Genomic DNA, 19,308 nt, shown 5'->3' on the forward strand with positions numbered 1-19,308 from the left:
GTAGAGGAATCAAGGTACGATCGCACGTTCCGATCGTACTTTATTCCGACACCATGGCCCGTTTGCCCCGCCTCATCGTTCCTTTCCAGCCACATCACGTGATCCAGAAAGCGCTGTCCGGCGTCTCCCTGTTCCAGGATGACGCCGACTACACGGCATTCCTGGGTTGGCTGGGAACGGCCGCGAAAACGTGGAAGATTTCCATCCACGCCTATGCCTTGCTGCCCGATAGCCTGCACATGCTGGTGTCGCCGGCCGATGAAGGCGGGTTGGGCCAGGCCATGCAGTGGATCGGCCGCAATTACGTCCCGTATTACAACCGCAAATACGGCCGCTCCGGCACTTTGTGGCAGGGCCGGTTCAAGACGGCGGTCATCGATGCGGACTCATATTTGCTGCTCAATAGCCGGTATATCGAGTACTTGCCCGTGCGGGCCGGCCTGGTGTTCGAACCGGCGGCCTATCCGTGGTCGAGCTATGGCCAGCATGCGGGCTTGCGGCCGGACCCGGTGGTGACCGACCATCCGCTGTACTGGTCGCTGGGCAATACACCTTACCAGCGTGAAAATACTTATGCGGACATGGCGGCGTCGGACCTGTCCAAAGACCAGATTCTCATCGTGGAAAAGTCCGTGCTGAAGGGGTGGCCGCTGGGTTCGGACAAGTTCAAAACCGACTTGCAAAACAGGATGCAGCGACAGGTGCTGCCCGCCAAGCGCGGGCGCCCATTCAAGAAGATCGTTGATTAAAAAGATAATTTTTTCAACCGGCCCGGGCACGCCCCGGGTCTTTTTTTGCCGCCTTTTACTATGTCCCTAATTAAAAAAATTATCTAAATTCGGAAAATTAATTTGACTCCGACCCTAATTGTTTTTGTTGAGTTTACATTTGCATTGAACTATTCTGAGTTTTCGTTATCTAAATGCAGTGGAGAAAACATGGAATCGCAAGGTTTGTACGACCCAGCCAACGAACATGACGCGTGCGGCGTCGGTTTCGTCGCCCACATCAAGGGCAAAAAAAGCCATTCGATCGTTGAACAAGGCCTGCTGATCCTGAAGAATCTGGATCACCGGGGCGCGGTCGGCGCGGACGCGCTGATGGGCGACGGCGCCGGCATTCTGATTCAGATTCCGGACCAGTACTACCGCGATGAAATGGCCAAGCAAGGCGTGGAACTGCCGCCGCCAGGCGAATACGGCGTCGGCATGGTGTTCCTGCCGAAGGAAAACGCATCCCGCATCGCCTGCGAACAGGAAATCGAGCGCGCCGTGCGCATCGAAGGCCAGGTCGTGCTGGGCTGGCGTAACGTCCCGGTCGACTACGACATGCCGATGTCGCCGACCGTGCGCGCCAAAGAGCCGGTGATCCGCCAGATCTTCATCGGCCGTGGCGCCGACATCATGGTGACCGACGCGCTGGAACGCAAACTGTACGTGATCCGCAAATCGTCCGGCCACGCGATCCAGGCCTTGAAATTGCTGCACGGCAAGGAATTCTTCGTGCCGTCGATGTCGGCCCGTACCGTGGTCTACAAAGGCCTGCTGCTGGCCGACCAGGTGGGTGTCTACTATAAAGACCTGCAAGACCCGCGCTGCATTTCCGCCCTGGCCCTGGTGCACCAGCGCTTCTCCACCAACACCTTCCCTGAATGGCCGCTGGCCCACCCGTACCGCCTGATCGCGCACAACGGCGAGATCAACACGGTCAAAGGTAACTTCAACTGGATGCGCGCCCGCGAAGGCGTGATGAAATCCGCCGTGCTGGGCGACGACCTGCAAAAGCTGTTCCCGCTGATCTACGAAGGCCAGTCCGACACAGCATGCTTCGACAACGCGCTGGAACTGCTGCTGATGGCAGGCTATCCGCTGGCACAGGCCATGATGATGATGATTCCGGAAGCGTGGGAAAACCACACGCTGATGGACGACAACCGCAAGGCATTCTACGAATACTATGCGTCGATGATGGAACCATGGGATGGTCCTGCCGCGATGGCCTTCACGGACGGCCGCTACATCGGCGGTACGCTGGACAGGAACGGATTGCGGCCTGCTCGATATATCGTGACCGACGACGACCTGGTGGTGATGGCGTCGGAATCCGGCGTGCTGCCGATTCCTGAATCGAAGATCATCCAGAAATGGCGCCTGCAGCCGGGCAAGATGTTCCTGATCGACCTGGAAGCGGGCCGCATCATCGACGACAAGGAACTGAAAGATACGTACGCCAACGCCAAGCCATACAAGGCATGGATCAACGCGGTGCGCATCAAGCTGAACGAAATCAAGCTGTCGGAAAGCCAGCTGGCGAAAAACGTTGCCAAGTACGACGGCAGCGCGCCGGGCGAAAAAGCCGTGCCGTCCATCCTGGACCGCCAGCAAGCGTTCGGCTACACCCAGGAAGACTTGCGCTTCCTGCTGGCGCCGATGGCCGTGGCCGGCGAAGAAGCCACTGGTTCGATGGGTAACGACTCGCCGCTGGCGATCATGTCGAACAAGCTGAAGCCGCTGTACAACTACTTCAAGCAATTGTTCGCCCAGGTGACCAACCCGCCGATCGACCCGATCCGCGAAGCGATGGTGATGTCGCTGGTGTCGTTCATCGGTCCGAAACCGAATCTGCTGGACACCAACAACGTGAACCCGCCGATGCGTCTCGAAGTGTCGCAGCCGGTGCTGGGCTTCGACGACATGGCGCGCCTGCGCAATATCGCGCAACACACGGGCAACAAGTTCAAGTCGTATGAACTGAGCATCTGCTACCCGCTGGCATGGGGCAACGAAGGCGTGGAAGCATGCCTGGCCTCGCTGTGCGCGGAAGCCGTGGACGCCGTTAAATCCGGCCACAACATCCTGATCGTGTCGGACCGTTCGATCGGCGCCGACCGCGTGGCGATTCCTGCGCTGCTGGCCACGTCGACCATCCACCAGCACCTGGTGTCGAAAGGCCTGCGCGCCTCGACCGGCCTGGTGGTGGAAACCGGCTCGGCCCGTGAAACCCACCACTTCGCCCTGTTGGCGGGCTATGGCGCGGAAGCCGTGCACCCGTACCTGGCGATGGAAACGCTGGTGGAAATGGCGCCGACCCTGCAAGGCGACCTGACCGGCGAACAAGCGATCTACAACTTCACCAAAGCCATCGGCAAGGGCCTGATGAAGGTGATGTCGAAGATGGGTATCTCGACCTACATGTCGTACTGCGGCGCGCAGATCTTCGAAGCCATCGGCTTGAACAAGTCGCTGGTTGACAAGTACTTCAAGGGCACCGCATCGAACGTCGAAGGTATCGGCGTGTTCGAAGTGGCCGAAGAAGCGCTGCGCCTGCACAACCTGGCGTTCGGCAGCGACCCTGTGCTGAAAAACGCGCTGGACGCGGGCGGCGAATACGCGTTCCGTATCCGCGGCGAAGACCACCTGTGGACGCCGGACGCGATCGCCAAGCTGCAGCACTCGACCCGCGCCAACAACTATTCGACGTACAAGGAATACGCGCAGATCATCAACGACCAGACCAAGCGCCACCTGACCCTGCGCGGCCTGTTCGAATTCAAGATCGACCCGAGCAAGGCGATCTCGCTGGATCAAGTCGAACCTGCCAAGGAAATCGTCAAGCGTTTCGCCACCGGCGCCATGTCGCTGGGTTCGATCTCGACCGAAGCGCACGCCACCCTGGCCGTCGCCATGAACCGTATCGGCGGCAAGTCGAACACCGGTGAAGGCGGCGAGGATCCGGCGCGCTACAAGATGGAATTGAAGGGCATTCCGATCAAGCAGGGCGACACCATGGCGACCGTGCTGGGTTCGGACAAGATGGTGGTCGACATCCCGCTGCAGGATGGCGACTCGCTGCGTTCGCGCATCAAGCAGGTGGCATCGGGCCGCTTCGGTGTGACCGCCGAGTACCTGAACTCGGCCGATCAGATCCAGATCAAGATGGCGCAGGGCGCCAAGCCGGGCGAAGGCGGCCAGCTGCCAGGCCACAAAGTATCGGAATACATTGCCCAGCTGCGCTTCTCGGTGCCGGGTGTGGGCCTGATTTCGCCGCCGCCGCACCACGACATCTATTCGATTGAAGATCTGGCCCAGCTGATTCACGACCTGAAAAACGTGAACCCGCGCGCATCGATCTCGGTCAAGCTGGTATCGGAAGTGGGTATCGGCACCGTGGCTGCCGGTGTGAGCAAGGCCAAGGCCGACCACGTGGTGGTGGCCGGCCATGACGGCGGTACCGGCGCGTCGCCGCTGTCGTCCGTGAAACACGCTGGTACCCCATGGGAACTGGGCCTGGCGGAAACGCAGCAGACGCTGGTACTGAATGGCCTGCGCAGCCGTATCCGTGTCCAGGCTGACGGCCAGATGCGTACCGGCCGCGACGTGGTGATTGCCGCCATGCTGGGCGCCGATGAAATCGGCTTCGCCACCGCACCGCTGGTGGTGGAAGGCTGCATCATGATGCGCAAATGCCACCTGAACACTTGCCCGGTTGGCGTCGCCACCCAGGATCCGGTGCTGCGCGCCAAGTTCCAGGGCAAACCGGAACACGTTGTGAATTACTTCTTCTTCGTGGCCGAGGAAGCCCGCCAGCTGATGGCGCAACTGGGCATCCGCACCTACGACGAACTGATCGGCCGTGCCGACCTGCTGGACAAGTCGAAAGCCATCGCGCACTGGAAAGCGCAGGGCCTGGACTTCTCCAACGTCTTCTACCAGCCAAAACTGGCGGAAGGCCAGAAGTTCTACCACGTGGAAGAGCAGGACCACGGCCTGGACAAGGCGCTGGACCACAAGCTGATCGCGCAAGCCAAGGCGGCGCTGGAAAAAGGCGAGCGTGTCTCGTTCATCTCGCCGGTGAAGAACGTCAACCGCACCGTCGGCACCATGCTGTCCGGCGAAGTGGCCAAGCGTTACGGTCACGCCGGCCTGCCGGACGACACCATCCACATCCAGCTGCAAGGCACGGCCGGCCAGTCCGCCGCCGCGTTCCTGGCACAGGGCATCACGCTGGACCTGGTGGGCGAGGGTAACGACTACGTCGGTAAAGGCTTGTCGGGCGGCCGCATCATCGTGCGTCCGAACACGGAATTCCGTGGCTGGGCAGTGAACAACATCATCATCGGTAACACCGTGCTGTACGGCGCGATTGCCGGCGAAGCCTTCTTCAACGGCGTGGCTGGCGAACGTTTCGCCGTGCGTAACTCCGGCGCCACCGCCATTGTCGAAGGCGTGGGCGACCACGGTTGCGAATACATGACCGGCGGTACCGTGGTCGTGCTGGGCGCCACCGGCCGTAACTTCGCGGCGGGCATGTCGGGCGGTATCGCCTACGTGTACGACCCGGACGGTGACTTCGCGCAGAAGTGCAACCTGTCGATGGTCAGCCTGGAGTCGGTGCTGCCGGCCTCCGAGCAAAAGGTCGACCAGAACACGTGGCACAGCCAGCACCGTGACGGCACGCCGGAGGCCGACGAGGTCATCCTGAAGCGCCTGATCGAGCGCCACTTCAAGCATACGGGTTCCACCCGTGCGCGCTTCCTGCTCGATAACTGGGCGGAAGGCCGCAGCAAGTTCGTGAAAGTCTTCCCGAACGAGTACAAGCGTGCGCTGATCGAGCTGGCCGAAGACAAGGCCCTCGAAATGGAAACCCAGGCTATCGCCGCCTGATGTGATGATGTTCCCGGCTTGAGCGGCTGATGCCGCCGCCGGGTGCTCAATGAAGAGATAAGGAATTAATCGTGGGTAAAATCACCGGCTTTATGGAATTCAAGCGCCAGGACGAGAGCTACCTGGCTCCCGAGGCGCGCCTCAAGAACTACAAGGAATTCGTCCTGCACCTGTCGAATGAGCAGGCCAAGATCCAGGGCGCACGCTGCATGGATTGCGGCATCCCGTTCTGCAACAACGGCTGCCCGGTCAACAACATCATCCCTGACTGGAATGACCTGGTTTATCGCGGCAACTACCGCGAAGCGCTGGACGTGCTGCACTCGACCAACAACTTCCCTGAGTTCACGGGCCGCATCTGCCCTGCGCCATGCGAAGCCGCCTGCACCCTGGGCATCAGCGAAGACCCGGTCGGCATCAAGTCGATCGAGCACAAGATCATCGACGAAGGCTGGGAACATGGCTGGGTCGTGCCGCAGCCGGCGGCCGTCAAGACCGGCAAGAAAGTCGCCGTGGTCGGTTCCGGTCCCGCAGGCCTGGCCGCTGCCCAGCAGCTGGCGCGCGTCGGCCACGACGTGACCGTGTTCGAGAAAGCCGACCGCGTCGGCGGCCTGCTGCGCTACGGTATCCCTGACTTCAAGATGGAAAAGTCGCACATCGACCGCCGCGTGGAACAGATGGAAGCGGAAGGCGTGAAATTCCGTACCAGCGTGTTGATCGGTAAAGATTTCCCGGCCAACGTCAACAACTGGGCCAAGGAAACCATCTTCCCGGAAGACCTCGATAAAGAGTTCGACGCCGTGGTGCTGGCTGGCGGCGCGGAACAGCCGCGCGACCTGCCGGTCCCGGGCCGCGATCTGAAGGGCGTGCACTTTGCGATGGACTTCCTGCCGCAGCAGAACAAAGTCAATGCAGGCGACAAGGTCAAAGACCAGATCAAGGCCAACGGCAAGCACGTGGTGGTGATCGGCGGCGGCGATACGGGTTCCGACTGCGTGGGCACGTCGAACCGCCATGGCGCCGCGTCGGTGACCCAGTTCGAACTGATGCCGATGCCGCCGGAGCAGGAAAACAAGCCGCTGGTATGGCCATACTGGCCAACCAAGCTGCGCACGTCGTCGTCGCACGAAGAAGGTTGCGAGCGTGACTGGGCAGTGGCCACCAAGCGCCTGGAAGGCAAGAATGGCAAGGTTGAAAAACTGATCGCCTGCCGCGTGGAATGGAAAGACGGCAAGATGGCCGAAGTGCCGAACTCGGAATTCGAAATGAAAGCCGACCTGGTGTTCCTGGCCATGGGCTTCGTGTCGCCAGTGCAGCAAATCCTGGACGCGTTCAACGTCGACAAGGATGCACGCGGCAATGCCAAAGCCACCACCGAAGGCGACAGCAGCTACAAGACGTCGGTGCCGAAAGTGTTCGCCGCAGGCGACATGCGCCGCGGCCAGTCGCTGGTGGTCTGGGCCATCCGCGAAGGCCGCCAATGCGCCCGCGCGGTGGATGAATTCCTGATGGGTTCGTCGGTACTGCCACGTTGATTTAACGGGATCTCGAAAAACCGTCGCAGCAGGTTCTGCGAGATTTCCGAAAGGTTATAACTCCCACCGGAGAAAGTCGGGCGATCCTCGGCTTCTCCGGTTTTTTTTATGCCCAGCGATTCCCGAGGCCTATACCTAATATGGGACTTGGTGACAATTCGATAGTTTGTTTCCAAATTTAAATTGTTATAATGAACGGTTTATTGTCAGCTTTTACATAGAATAAGGGCGCTCGCAGTGATTCCGGTGTGGCCGTACCTTGTCATTTAATTACGCCCACTTCAGGAAGAATTACGCATGAGCGTCACCACCACCCAGCTGCAACAGCTGTACGTCACCTACTTCAACCGTCCCGCCGATGCCGCTGGCCTGGCCTACTGGAGCGCCGCGTTTGACGCCGGTGTGAGCATCGAGACCATCTCTGCCTCGTTTGCCGCCTCCAGCGAATTCAAGACCCTGTATGGCGGTAAACCTGCCGCCGAGCTGGTGAAAGCGGTCTACCTGAACTTGTTCAACCGCGCGGCGGAGCCGGCGGGTGTGGAATACTGGAGCGGCGTGATCGAGCAGGGCAAGATCAGCGCCCCCGACGCAGTGGCCGCCATTTTGCGCGGTGCACGCAACGTCGATGAAGAATACGCGGCCAACAAGGTATCGGCCGCCTCGGCGTTCACGGCGGCGCTCGATACGCCGGCCAAGCAGACTGCCTATGGCAACGCGGCATCGCTGGCGCTGGCCAGCAAATGGCTCAGCGGCGTGACCGACAATGTGACCCTGATCCTGGCCAAGGTCGGGTTGGCCAAGACCATCGACCAGGTCGTGACGGCCGCGTCCGGCCCGATCAAGGGCACCCTGGCGGACGGCTACATCAAAGGCGCCATCGTGTTTGCCGATGCCAATGAGAATGGCAAGCTCGATGACGGCGAAGCGAAAACCACCACCGACGATCAGGGCAACTTCACGCTGACGGGCGGCGTCGGCACCCTGATCTCGATCGGCGGCACGGACGTGGCCACCGGCAGCGCCGTCAACGGCAGTTTTAAAGCGCCGGCCGGTTCCACCATGATCAGCCCGCTGACCACCTTGGTGCACTCGGTGGCCAGCAGCGGCAACATCAGCGCCGCGCAAGCTGAAGCGCTGGTGAAGGACAAGCTGGGCATTGCCGAGACCGTGAACCTGGGCAGCTACGATCCGATCGCGTCGGCCGTCAGCAAGGATGCCAGCACGGAAGACAAGGCGACCGCGCTGAAAGTGCAGTCGCTGGCGGCGCAGGTCAATACCGTGATGGGCCAGGTGGGTGCGGTGCTGAGCGGCGCCGGCGTGACGCAGGGCAGCGATGGCGGCGCGAATGCCGCCACCAACGCGCTGGCGGACTTGATCGTCAAGGCGGAAGACAAGGTCGACCTGGGTTCGTCGGATGCGGCCAAGCAGATCGTCAAAGGCGCGGCGGAAAAAGCCGGCGCCGATGAAACCAAGCTGGCGCAGGTGGACAAGCTGGCGGATGATGCCGGCAAGGCGATTGCCAACCTGAACCAGGCCATCGATGCGGCCAGCAGCAAGGCCGGCGCGGATGCGAAATCGCTGCTGACGGAAATCGCCAAGGTGCAGGTGGTGGCGGAGTCGGTGGAAAAGAACATGGAAAGCGGCGCCAAGGGCGGCGACGTGTCGGCCAGCGTGAGCACGACCACGGGCAATGCGCTGAACCAGGCGATCAATAATGCAACCAGCCAGGTGGGGGAGATTACGCCGACGGCTGCGCCGACTGTGGCGCCCACGGTGGCTCCGACAGTGGCTCCGACCATTGCACCCACAGCTGCGCCAACGGCGACACCTACCGTAGCGCCGACCACTGCCCCAACGGTCGCGCCAACGGCTGCCCCTACCGTGGCCCCTACCGTGGCGCCAACGGTGGCGCCGACGGCTGCACCGACCGTGGCCCCTACCGTTGCTCCAACTGAAGCGCCCACTGTTGCGCCGACCGAAGCCCCGACACAGGCGCCAACCATTGCGCCAACCGAAGCCCCAACGGAAGCACCGAAAACCTTGATCGTCGCGATCGATAGCAACAAGGTGCTGTCGCTGGGCGGTACGGCGACCGGCACCGTTGAAATGAAGCTCGATGCGGACAATGTGGCGACGTTTACGCGTGGCGGCACTGTGGCCAGCGCGAAGCCGGACCTGGACAATGTGGCGAAAATCACTTTGGTCAGTGGCCAGACATTAGCTGCCGACGCGGCGCAGTTGTCGGGGAAATCGGTTGATGGTCCGGGTATCGTGACTGTCCAGAACTTGAAGCTCACCCCTGCTGCAGACCTGTCTGCGCTCAGCACGGCTAACGTCAATGCCAATCTGAATTTGGACGGTGAAACCATCAATCTGTCCGGCAAACTCGGCAAGGTAGTGTTGGCTGTTCTTGGCAAGGGCACCGTCAACGTCGATAACGCCAATGTTGGCGCCGCCACGTTTGCGTTGGAAGAGGGAACGGAATTGATCGGCACAGCAGCCAAGTTGTCCGGCGTGACTGCCAGCGGCGCCGGCAGCGCGATGGTTGTTGGCCTTGAGGCTGACACCGATCTGTCGCACCTGTCTGTTGCGAAAGTAAATGTGCAAGTGTTGAAGAACACCGACGTGCATGCCAATACGCAGCTGGGTAAGGTCAGCAGTTTTGACGTGAGTGCCGGGGCAACATTAATCCTGACTGCGGGGCAGGCCGACCATGCAGTGCTGGCTGGTCAAGGCAGCGTCAATGTGTTTGGTGCGGCTGGTGACCAGATGTTTGCCATTTCGGCAACGGCTTCCTCTACTGTCAGTGGCGGCTTGGGCGCCGATCGCATTGAATTGGGCACTGCCGCGCAAACGCTGGAATATGCGTTTGGGGGCGCTCCGGAAGTGCGCTCCGTCGACACGCAATATACTGCCGTTGAATCTCCGGCAACGATCAAGCTGACGGATATTGCCGGGAAATTGTCCAGCGGCGATAAGCTGACCTTCAATTACCTCGACAAGACTTATGTCGCCACGTTGAGCGGCGGCGCTGCCAATTTGCAGGGCGCTATCGATGCGGCGACCAGCAATGGTGTAACACTGGGCACTGGCAAAGTCGTTGCATCAATTACCGGTAATGACGTTGTCCTGAAACCTCAGATATTCTGGCTTCCTGTCGCACACGGCATTTTCCAGGATGGAGAATCCGTGCGTGCATCTGATTCCACGGCGGCAGCCTATGACACCGTGACCAATTTCCAGGCAGGTACGGATAAGATTCAACTGCTGAATGCGAATGGCGAGGGCTTGGTGTTGCCGTCTTCGCTGGTGCGTTTTGCCGACGTCGATGGCAGCCTGGTGACGTCTGCGCAGAAATTGACGGATCTCGTGTATAAATCGGCTAGCTTCCAAGGCTTGGCGGCAATGCAAGCGGGAGTGATCAAAGTAACCAGCGGTGAATATGCTGGCGCCTACTTGTATGTACATCGTCCGCAATCGGGATCCCAGGAAGCAGGCCGCGACCTGTTTATCAAGCTGGCTTTGCCACAGGGGCTGGGGGCGATTGGTACATTGGGCGTGACGGACTACTTCGTCAAACCAGGTGATTCAACACCACCGGTTGTGACGCTGGAGCAGTATGCGCAATATGAGGAAAGTAGCCGCACGCTGACTTTCGCTGGCGGGAAATTCTCGACCATCCTCAGCCCGGGGGAAGATTCATCCAAGGATATCAAGGCATATCTGGATTGGAGCAAGCTGGCCTGGAACGCAAGCGATGACGGGCATATTGCATTGACTGACGTTGAAAGCGCACGTGTCGTTGGCGAATCGCTCGCTATCGTATTGACCTCCGCAAAGCATGACGCGATCTTGGCAACGTCGAGTTACCGTTATAGCTCGTACTCTGGTTCGATGCAGGTTGCCCCCGGCTTTATCAGGGATGCTGCGGGTAACGCTGCAAGCACCGATGGCAACAGCAACGGCGCTGTATCGACCTTGTTGATGGTTCCGCTGAGCGCAGGTAATCTGAGTCCGTATAGCCAGGCAAATAAAACTATTCTGTCTGCTGCCGGTATCAGCGGCACCAGCGTGGCTGTTGATGCCAGTGGTATTGAATCAGGCCGGGTCGCAGTGACCAATTTGGAAAAAGGCAAGACGCTTAATATTGTCAATGCTGATCACGTAACGAATTTACTGATGGTCGGTGGCACGCAATCCATCTACACGGCGAATACGGTTTCTTCTGAAGACGACTTGGCTGTGCAAGGTAATATCGTTATTTCAAGTTCCAGTGTTACATTCTTCGAAACAGGAAGCGGAAACGATATTCTGACGTACACGGGGAATGACTACGCCCATTTCGCTCCTCGTGGAGGGGCTGACATTCTTACTGGCGGAACGAAAGGAAATTCTTTCTCGCTCGCGTCGTCCTCGGATGATCTTGGTCGGGACACGCAACAAACCATTGCGTTGACTGACACGATTGCTAACTGGAACGCTTCAGCCAATAATTCGATCAGCTTGCTGTCGAATAATCACCTGCCATTGGCAGACAATGCAGGCGTGGCGTTGTCTGGGCATGCCAGGATATCAAAGGCTGGGTTGGCAACGTTTGCGCCGGAGGATTCGACATTGACCCTGAAGGTGGATGCAGTCAAAGCGATAGTGAAAGGTGAGTCGGCAGGTGTTACCGTCGTGTTTAATCATGAAGGAAATGCGTATCTGCTTTGGAATGGAGGTTTGGATGCGTATGGGCTGGTCAAGCTGAATGACGTCAAAGCTACCGGTATCGTTTTTGGCTCTTTCGGAAGTATTATTGGGTTCAATGCTGATAATGTAGCGCCGGTCGCCACTATCACGGGTATTGATCTTGACATCTCGACGCGAACATTGCGTGTGTCCGGTGAAGGCTTCGATTCACTGTTGAGTACGGGTGAAACGCTGGCGACCGACCTGAAGCCGAATTTTGACTGGAGTAAGCTGTCGTTGGCAATGAATGACGCCAGTGGCAGTACGACAGTGGGATTCACATTGGCTGACATTGACAGCGTCAAGCTCGCGAATGACGGAGAACTGAAGGTCATTCTCACTGCCGCCAAGGTGGCTGCACTGACGGCGGCAGACGGATATGGAGCGCCGGTAACCGATGCCTTCAGCGTGACGACCGGTTTCCTGAAAGACAGTGCCGGTAATGTGGACACGCTGGATGCGGCGAGTGGCGATCTTCACTCGTCTTATGCGGTACAAATCACCTCCGGCGACATGCAGACACCATCGTCGCATGCCGATCACGTGATGCTGGACGTACAAGTTTCCAATGGCATCGTCAACGCCAGCGCGTTGACGGCAAACTCTGTCAGCGTGGTCGTTGGCGCAGGTAAGTCGCTACTTGTTAACAACCTCAATAATGTGACGCAATTCTCCGCGCTGGGCCAAAACGGTAATCTGATCGCTCAAGGCAGCAGTGTGCTGCGCTTCGAAGGCGGGAACGGCAGTGATGTGCTGACGTCGACTTCAACCGGTGACGTGACGTTCATCGGCGGTGCTGGTGTGGATTTGATGACGGGTGGCACCGGGGCCAATACCTTTGTATTTGCATCCGAAGGCGATTTTACGGCTGCAGGCAGCATTTCGGATCTCGCATCTGCCGCTGACACGATCGCCAACTGGAGTGCAGGCTCCGGTAACCGCATCTACTTTGCCGGCAAGCTGCTGGAGGCGGTAGGTCACACCGAGACGGCTGTTGCGGGTAAAGCTTCTGTCGCCTCCACGGGCCTGGCAACATTTGCTGCTGACGACACCACGCTGGCGCAGAAACTGGCCGCAGTCATTACAGCCGTTGGCACGGATGACATCGGCACCTCGGTCGTTTTCAACGATGGCAGCGACGCCTACCTGTTCGTTGTCGGCAACAGCACGGCCGGCGTGCAGGCTGGTGACGCGTTGATCAAGCTTGTCGGTGTGAGCGCCACGCAGATCAGTTTCGAAGACGGCAACATCATCGGTTTCTGATGCCGAAATAAAAGGGGCGCAATACGGTTCCCATTTCAACCGTATTGCGCCCCTTTTTTACGGATATGTTGCCATCTCCAAACTAGTGAATTAAAAGCAAGACCCCACCTCTCCCGCACCGCACCAATTTGCAAATCTTTCAAATTGTAAATTGCTGACCCGACAGTTAGTAGTGTTGTATCATCCCCTCCTTCCCCTGCCCGTAAGAGGGAGCCGCCTGCAGAACTTGGCGTTTCTGCACTACAATACGGGATTCTGCAAAGTGAGCTAACTCGTGCCTAACCTCGTCGAAATCCGCGATTTACACTTCTCCTATGGAAAGCGCGCCATCTTGAATGGCCTCCATATGGATTTCCCGCGCGGGAAAGTCGTGGCGGTGATGGGTGGTTCGGGCAGCGGTAAAACCACGGTGCTGCGCCTGATCGGCGGCCAGGTGCGTCCGCAAAAGGGTGCGGTCATGGTCGACGGGCAAACCGTGCACCAGTTAAAGACGGACGACCTGTACGTGTTGCGCCGCAAAATGGGCATGCTGTTCCAGCATGGTGCGTTGTTCACGGACTTGACCGTGTATGAAAATGTGGCGTTCCCGCTGCGTGAACACACGGACTTGCCGGAAGAGTTGATCCGCGACCTGGTGTTGATGAAGTTGCACGCGGTCGGCCTGCGCAATGCCGCAAAAATGAAGCCGGGCGAGATTTCCGGCGGCATGGCGCGCCGTGTCGCATTGGCCCGCTCGATTGCGCTGGATCCACAACTGATTATGTATGACGAGCCGTTTGCCGGCCTCGACCCGATTTCCATGGGCGTCACCGCCAACCTGATCCGCAATCTCAACGATGCGCTGGGTTCGACGACGATCCTAGTGTCGCACGATGTGAAGGAATCGTTCCTGATTGCCGATTACGTGTATTTCCTGTCGCAGGGTAAAGTCGTTGCGCACGGGACGCCGGACGACATGATGGCGTCGTCCGACCCGTACGTGAAACAGTTCGTCCATGCGGAAAGCGATGGACCCGTGCCGTTCCACTATCCCGGCAAATCGCTGGAGGCGGACCTGGGCCTGGGAGCGCGCGCATGAATTTTGCATTGAATTTGTTGGCGCGCCTGGGTTCGTGGGTGCGCGATCACGTGGAAGGTGTCGGGTACAGCGCACGCACGTTCTTTTATATGCTGGGCGTGTCGCCCGGCCTGTTGCGCCGGCCGCGCCTGGTGATCGAGCAGTTGCATTTCATTGGTAACTATTCGATGTTGATCATCACCTTGTCCGGCCTGTTCGTCGGCATGGTGCTGGGTTTACAGGGGTATTACACGCTGAACAAATATGGCGCCGAGCAATCGCTGGGCTTGCTGGTGGCGCTGGGCTTGACCCGCGAACTGGGGCCCGTGATTACCGCGCTGTTGTTTGCCGGCCGCGCCGGCACGTCGCTGACGGCGGAAATCGGCTTGATGAAGGCGGGTGAACAATTGTCGGCCATGGAAATGATGGCCGTGAACCCCGTGCAGCGCGTGCTGGCGCCCCGTTTCTGGGCCGGCGTGGTGGCCGTGCCGTGCCTGGCGTCGATTTTTTCCGCGGTCGGCATCTTTGGCGGTTACCTGATTGGCGTCAAGCTGATCGGCGTCGACGAAGGCGCGTTCTGGTCGCAAATGCAGGGTGGCGTCGATATTTATAAGGACGTCTTCAATGGTTTCGTGAAAAGCGTGGTGTTTGGCGTTGCCATCACGTTCATTGCGCTGTACCAGGGTTATGAAGCCCGCCCGACGCCGGAAGACGTGGCTGGCGCCACCACCCGTACCGTCGTGATTTCGTCGCTGATGATCTGGTGGCTGGACTTCATGCTGACGGCGTTGATGTTCAGCAAGTGATCGAACAAGTAAGCAAACAAGTTAGGATAGTGTCATGCAACGTAAATCTGTGGATGTGTGGGTAGGTTTGTTTGTGGTGCTGGGCGTGGCGGCGTTGATGTTTTTGGCGCTGAAGGCAGGCAACATGAGTTCGTTCTCCTTCGCCAAGACTTATGAAATCACGGCCAAGTTCGACAATATCGGCAGCCTGCGTACGCAGGCGCCCGTCAAGGCATCCGGCGTGGTCGTGGGCCGCGTCGCGGGCATCCGTTTCGACGACAAGAGCTATAAGGCGCTGGTGACGTTGACGATGGAGTCTGGTTATCAATTCCCGAAAGACAGTTCGGCCAAGATCCTGACGGCCGGCCTGTTGGGTGAGCAATACGTAGGCATCGAAGCAGGCGGCGACACGGCAAACCTGGCCGCCGGTGACAAAATCGCCCGCACGCAGTCGGCTGCCGTGCTGGAAGATCTGATCAATCAGTTTATTTACAGCAAAGCGGCCGAAGGAAAGGATGACAAGTAATGAACATCTCGACTTTCTCCATGCGTAAGCTGGCGCTGGCCACCGTTGCCGCCGCCACCCTGGCCGGCTGCGCCGGTCCGAACCCGCGCGACCCGTATGAAGGTTATAACCGCGCCATGTTCAACTTCAACGACAAGGTTGACGAAGTTGCACTGAAGCCGGCCGCTACCGTCTATAAGACCGTGCTGCCGAATTTCGTGCAGACGGGCGTGAACAATTTCTTTGGCAACCTGGCCGACGTGTGGACTGCCGCCAACAACTTCATGCAAGGCAAAGGCGAGCAGGGTATCTCGGACGTGATGCGCGTGGCGCTGAACTCCACCTTCGGCTTGCTGGGCGTAATGGATGTGGCGTCCGGCGCCGGCCTGCAAAAGCACAAGGAAGATTTCGGCCAGACGCTGGGCATGTGGGGCGTGCGTTCCGGCCCTTACCTGGTGTTGCCGCTGCTGGGCCCGTCCACGGTGCGCGACACGGTGGCGTTGCCGCTGGATATCAAGGCGGATCCATGGCAATACAACGATCGTGTCAACGTACGCAACGTCGGCACCGTTGTTCGTGTCATCGACCAGCGCGCCGGGCTGCTCGACGCCACCAACTTGCTGGAAGAAGCCGCCCTGGACCGTTATGAGTTTGTCCGCGATGGCTTCCTGCAGCAGCGCGAGAGCAAGGTATTTGACGGCGAAGCGAATCCGCGCGCGAAAAAGAAGAGCGCGTATGCGGATGATGAAAAACCAGCAACTGCCGACAGTGATAAGGCTGACAAGGGTAAAGATCAGCCTCAGGCTATAATGTCGGAACCGGCTGCGGAGAAAAACGCCAGCCTGTGATCCGCATCAAAACAACATAAGGTAAATCGCAGATGAAATTGATCAAGCAACTTTTGGCTTACGCGACGATGGCTTTCGCCACCGCCTCGTTTGCCGCAACCGTTCCTTCGGCTCCTTCGTCCAACGAAGCGCCGGATGCACTGGTAAAACGCATCAGTACGGAAGTGCTGGAAACCGCCAAGACCGACAAGGAAATCCAGGCTGGCAACACGAAGCGTGTAATGGACCTGGTGGAAACCAAGATCCTGCCGTACGTCGATTTCCAGCGCATGACTTCGCTGGCAGCCGGCCGTTTCTGGCGCGAAGCCAGCCCGGAACAGCAAAAGCAACTGTCGACGGAATTCCGCACGCTGCTGATCTACACGTATTCCGGTGCGCTGTCGCAAGTGAAAAATGAAACCATCGAGTTCAAGCCGCTGCGCGCCGATCCGGCCGACACGGAAGTCGAAGTGCGTTCGCAAGTGAACATGACCCGTGGCGAACCTGTGCCGCTGAACTACCGCGTTGCCAAATCGGCCACCGGCTGGAAGATTTACGACATCAATGTGCTGGGCGCCTGGCTGGTGGAAACCTACAAGAGCACCTTCGCGTCGGAAATCAGCAAAGGCGGTATCGATGGCTTGATCAAGACCTTGTCTGACAAGAACAAGAAACTGGCGTCGAAGCCGATCAAAGCCGCTTCGGCCAAATAATCAGAAGACCATGCCGGATTCCATCGACAACCTGTTGCCCCTGTCGTCGCTGACCGTGGACAATGCCACGGCGGCGCTGGCGCAGGGCGTGGCCGCGTTGAGCGCGGGCCAGACCGTGTTCGACTTGCGCAATGTGCAGTCGGTGGATTCCTCCGCCGTGTCGGTGTTGCTGGCATGGCAGCGCGCGGCCCGTGCCGCGGGCGTGGTTTTGGAATTGCGCAACCTGCCGGCCAAGTTGCGCAGCCTCACCAAGCTGTACGGCGTCTGCGCGCTGGTTTCGCCGTCGCTGGCGGAGTGCGCCGACGTTTCTTCCCATCCCGCAGCCGAGGCTGCCACCACGCATCACCATCACCACCATCATTGACCTTGCTCCTGTAGCAACAGTCGTCCCCGTAATACCCCCGATTCCCGGGCCCGGCGTAAGCCGAAATCAAAATTCCCATATAATTGACCGTTGCAGTTGCCGTAGCGCCACTGCGCCAGCATTCCACCACGGTCACAGCGCCGCACACTATTTTTTTATGACAGCAATTCAAATCAGTAACGTCCAAAAGCGCTACAAATCGCTGCAGGCGCTGGGCGGCGTGTCCCTCACCATCGAGGAGGGGGAATTTTTTGGTTTATTGGGTCCGAACGGCGCGGGCAAAACCACGTTGATTTCCACCATCGCCGGCCTGATCCGGCCCGATGCGGGGTCGGTTTCCATCCACGGCCACGATGTCGTCACGGATTTCCGCGAAGCCCGCAAGAAACTGGGCGTGGTGCCGCAGGAACTGGTGTTCGACCCGTTCTTCACGGTGCGGGAAACCCTGCGTTTGCAATCCGGCTACTTTGGCCTGAAAAACAACGACAAGTGGATCGACGAGGTGATGGAAAACCTCGACCTGACCAACAAGGCCGATACCAACATGCGCGCGCTGTCCGGCGGCATGAAGCGCCGCGTGCTGGTGGCGCAGGCGCTGGTGCACAAGCCGCCCGTCATCGTGTTGGACGAGCCGACCGCCGGTGTCGACGTGGAATTGCGGCAGACGCTGTGGAAATTCATTTCGCGCCTGAACCGCGAAGGCCACACGGTGGTGCTGACCACGCACTACCTGGAAGAAGCGCAAGCCATGTGCAAGCGCGTGGCCATGCTGAAGTCCGGTAAAGTCGTGGCGCTGGACACCATGTCGCAACTGATCCGCCGCATTTCCGGTTCACAGCTGGTGCTGCACCTGAAACAGGGCGCGCTGCCGGACGATTTACGCCACCTGGTGACGCACCCGGAAGACGCTGCGCGCGGCAAATACAGCCTGCGCATCAATGAATACAGCGAAGTGGAAACCATCCTGGCCCGCATCCGCGTGTCCGGCGCCGTCATCGATGAAATGCAGTTGCTGCAAGCCGACCTGGAAGACATCTTCCTGCAAATCATGGAAGGAAAACCCGTATGATCTCCATCGGCTTCCGCACGCTGGTGTACAAGGAAACCCTGCGTTTCTATAAAGTCGCCACGCAAACCATCGCCGCGCCGATCCTGACGGCCATGCTGTACCTGCTGATTTTCGGCCACGTGCTGGAAGGCCGTGTGCAAGTCTATCCGGGCGTGACGTACACGGCGTTCCTGATTCCCGGCCTGGTCATGATGAGCGTGCTGCAAAACGCATTCGCCAACTCGTCGTCGTCGCTGATCCAGTCGAAGATCACGGGCAACCTGGTGTTCGTGCTGCTGACGCCGTTGTCGCACTGGGAAATGTTCTCGGCGTATGTGATTGCCGCCATGGTGCGCGGCGTGGCCGTCGGACTGGGCGTGTTCATCGTCACCGCGTGGTTTGCCCACCTGTCATTCGTGGCGCCACTGTGGATTGCCGTGTTTGCGCTGCTGGGCGCCGCGATCCTTGGCACCATGGGACTGATTGCCGGTATCTGGGCCGAGAAATTCGACCAGCTGGCCGCCTTCCAGAATTTCCTCATCATGCCGCTGACGTTCCTGTCCGGCGTGTTTTATTCGATTCATTCGCTGCCGCCGTTCTGGCTGACCGTATCGCACCTGAATCCATTCTTTTACATGATCGATGGCTTCCGCTACGGCTTCTTCGGCCAGTCCGACGTCAATCCGCTCATCAGCGTGGCCATCGTCGGCGGCTTCCTGGCCGTGCTGTCGCTGCTGGCGATCCGCCTGCTGGCCAGCGGCTACAGGATGCGCCACTGAGGCGCCACTGAGGCACTATCGCCATGGCAACTGAAGAC

General features: G+C 59.1%; 12 protein-coding genes. All 12 read left to right on the forward strand.

Annotated elements, in window-relative coordinates:
* The first annotated feature begins 53 nt into the window (after window positions 1-53).
* The 12 genes from GJ700_RS04415 (at window position 54) to GJ700_RS04470 (ending at window position 19,270) form a co-directional block, all read left to right on the forward strand.
* Window positions 54-749, forward strand: a complete 696-nt coding sequence (locus tag GJ700_RS04415; RefSeq protein WP_154371425.1) for a transposase — start codon at window positions 54-56, stop codon at window positions 747-749.
* A 189-nt stretch (window positions 750-938) separates the two neighbouring features.
* The gene (locus tag GJ700_RS04420) at window positions 939-5,663 is read left to right on the forward strand and encodes a glutamate synthase-related protein (protein ID WP_154371426.1); all 4,725 of its coding nucleotides are present in this window, start codon (window positions 939-941) and stop codon (window positions 5,661-5,663) included.
* Window positions 5,664-5,734: 71 nt separating this feature from the next.
* The gene (locus GJ700_RS04425; RefSeq protein WP_371867821.1) at window positions 5,735-7,198 is read left to right on the forward strand and encodes a glutamate synthase subunit beta; all 1,464 of its coding nucleotides are present in this window, start codon (window positions 5,735-5,737) and stop codon (window positions 7,196-7,198) included.
* 297 nt (window positions 7,199-7,495) lie between these two features.
* Complete coding sequence (locus GJ700_RS04430) at window positions 7,496-13,192, forward strand: DUF4214 domain-containing protein (protein WP_154371427.1); 5,697 nt, start codon at window positions 7,496-7,498, stop codon at window positions 13,190-13,192.
* Between the two features lie 274 nt (window positions 13,193-13,466).
* Entirely contained in the window at window positions 13,467-14,270 is an 804-nt protein-coding gene (locus tag GJ700_RS04435) for an ABC transporter ATP-binding protein (protein WP_371867822.1), read from the forward strand.
* Entirely contained in the window at window positions 14,267-15,055 is a 789-nt protein-coding gene (mlaE, locus tag GJ700_RS04440; protein WP_154371429.1) for a lipid asymmetry maintenance ABC transporter permease subunit MlaE, read from the forward strand. Before GJ700_RS04435 ends, mlaE begins: the two co-directional genes overlap by 4 nt.
* 34 nt (window positions 15,056-15,089) lie before the next feature.
* Complete coding sequence (gene mlaD, locus GJ700_RS04445; protein WP_154371430.1) at window positions 15,090-15,560, forward strand: outer membrane lipid asymmetry maintenance protein MlaD; 471 nt, start codon at window positions 15,090-15,092, stop codon at window positions 15,558-15,560.
* Window positions 15,560-16,387: an MlaA family lipoprotein gene (locus GJ700_RS04450; RefSeq protein ID WP_154371431.1), complete on the forward strand. Its 828-nt coding sequence runs from the start codon at window positions 15,560-15,562 to the stop codon at window positions 16,385-16,387. The genes mlaD and GJ700_RS04450 overlap by 1 nt, the downstream gene beginning before the upstream one ends.
* A 32-nt stretch (window positions 16,388-16,419) precedes the next feature.
* Window positions 16,420-17,079: an MlaC/ttg2D family ABC transporter substrate-binding protein gene (locus GJ700_RS04455; protein WP_154371432.1), complete on the forward strand. Its 660-nt coding sequence runs from the start codon at window positions 16,420-16,422 to the stop codon at window positions 17,077-17,079.
* 10 nt (window positions 17,080-17,089) lie between these two features.
* A complete protein-coding gene (locus GJ700_RS04460) occupies window positions 17,090-17,443 on the forward strand; it encodes an STAS domain-containing protein (protein ID WP_154371433.1) in 354 nt (117 codons plus the stop codon).
* A 157-nt stretch (window positions 17,444-17,600) separates the two neighbouring features.
* Entirely contained in the window at window positions 17,601-18,512 is a 912-nt protein-coding gene (locus tag GJ700_RS04465; RefSeq protein WP_154371434.1) for an ABC transporter ATP-binding protein, read from the forward strand.
* The gene (locus tag GJ700_RS04470; RefSeq protein WP_154371435.1) at window positions 18,509-19,270 is read left to right on the forward strand and encodes an ABC transporter permease; all 762 of its coding nucleotides are present in this window, start codon (window positions 18,509-18,511) and stop codon (window positions 19,268-19,270) included. The genes GJ700_RS04465 and GJ700_RS04470 overlap by 4 nt, the downstream gene beginning before the upstream one ends.
* The last annotated feature ends 38 nt before the right edge of the window (window positions 19,271-19,308 follow it).

The organism is Pseudoduganella rivuli (assembly GCF_009674485.1).
GTDB lineage: Bacteria > Pseudomonadota > Gammaproteobacteria > Burkholderiales > Burkholderiaceae_D > Rugamonas > Rugamonas rivuli_B.

What these genes read in the sequence shown, in the direction of transcription:
- GJ700_RS04460 (WP_154371433.1), top strand. Translation starts at nt 17,090, where the DNA reads ATGCCGGATTCCATCGACAACCTGTTGCCCCTGTCGTCGCTGACCGTG.
- GJ700_RS04450 (WP_154371431.1), top strand. Translation starts at nt 15,560, where the DNA reads ATGAACATCTCGACTTTCTCCATGCGTAAGCTGGCGCTGGCCACCGTT.
- GJ700_RS04470 (WP_154371435.1), top strand. Translation starts at nt 18,509, where the DNA reads ATGATCTCCATCGGCTTCCGCACGCTGGTGTACAAGGAAACCCTGCGT.
- mlaD (WP_154371430.1), top strand. Translation starts at nt 15,090, where the DNA reads ATGCAACGTAAATCTGTGGATGTGTGGGTAGGTTTGTTTGTGGTGCTG.
- GJ700_RS04420 (WP_154371426.1), top strand. Translation starts at nt 939, where the DNA reads ATGGAATCGCAAGGTTTGTACGACCCAGCCAACGAACATGACGCGTGC.
- GJ700_RS04415 (WP_154371425.1), top strand. Translation starts at nt 54, where the DNA reads ATGGCCCGTTTGCCCCGCCTCATCGTTCCTTTCCAGCCACATCACGTG.
- GJ700_RS04455 (WP_154371432.1), top strand. Translation starts at nt 16,420, where the DNA reads ATGAAATTGATCAAGCAACTTTTGGCTTACGCGACGATGGCTTTCGCC.
- mlaE (WP_154371429.1), top strand. Translation starts at nt 14,267, where the DNA reads ATGAATTTTGCATTGAATTTGTTGGCGCGCCTGGGTTCGTGGGTGCGC.
- GJ700_RS04465 (WP_154371434.1), top strand. Translation starts at nt 17,601, where the DNA reads ATGACAGCAATTCAAATCAGTAACGTCCAAAAGCGCTACAAATCGCTG.
- GJ700_RS04430 (WP_154371427.1), top strand. Translation starts at nt 7,496, where the DNA reads ATGAGCGTCACCACCACCCAGCTGCAACAGCTGTACGTCACCTACTTC.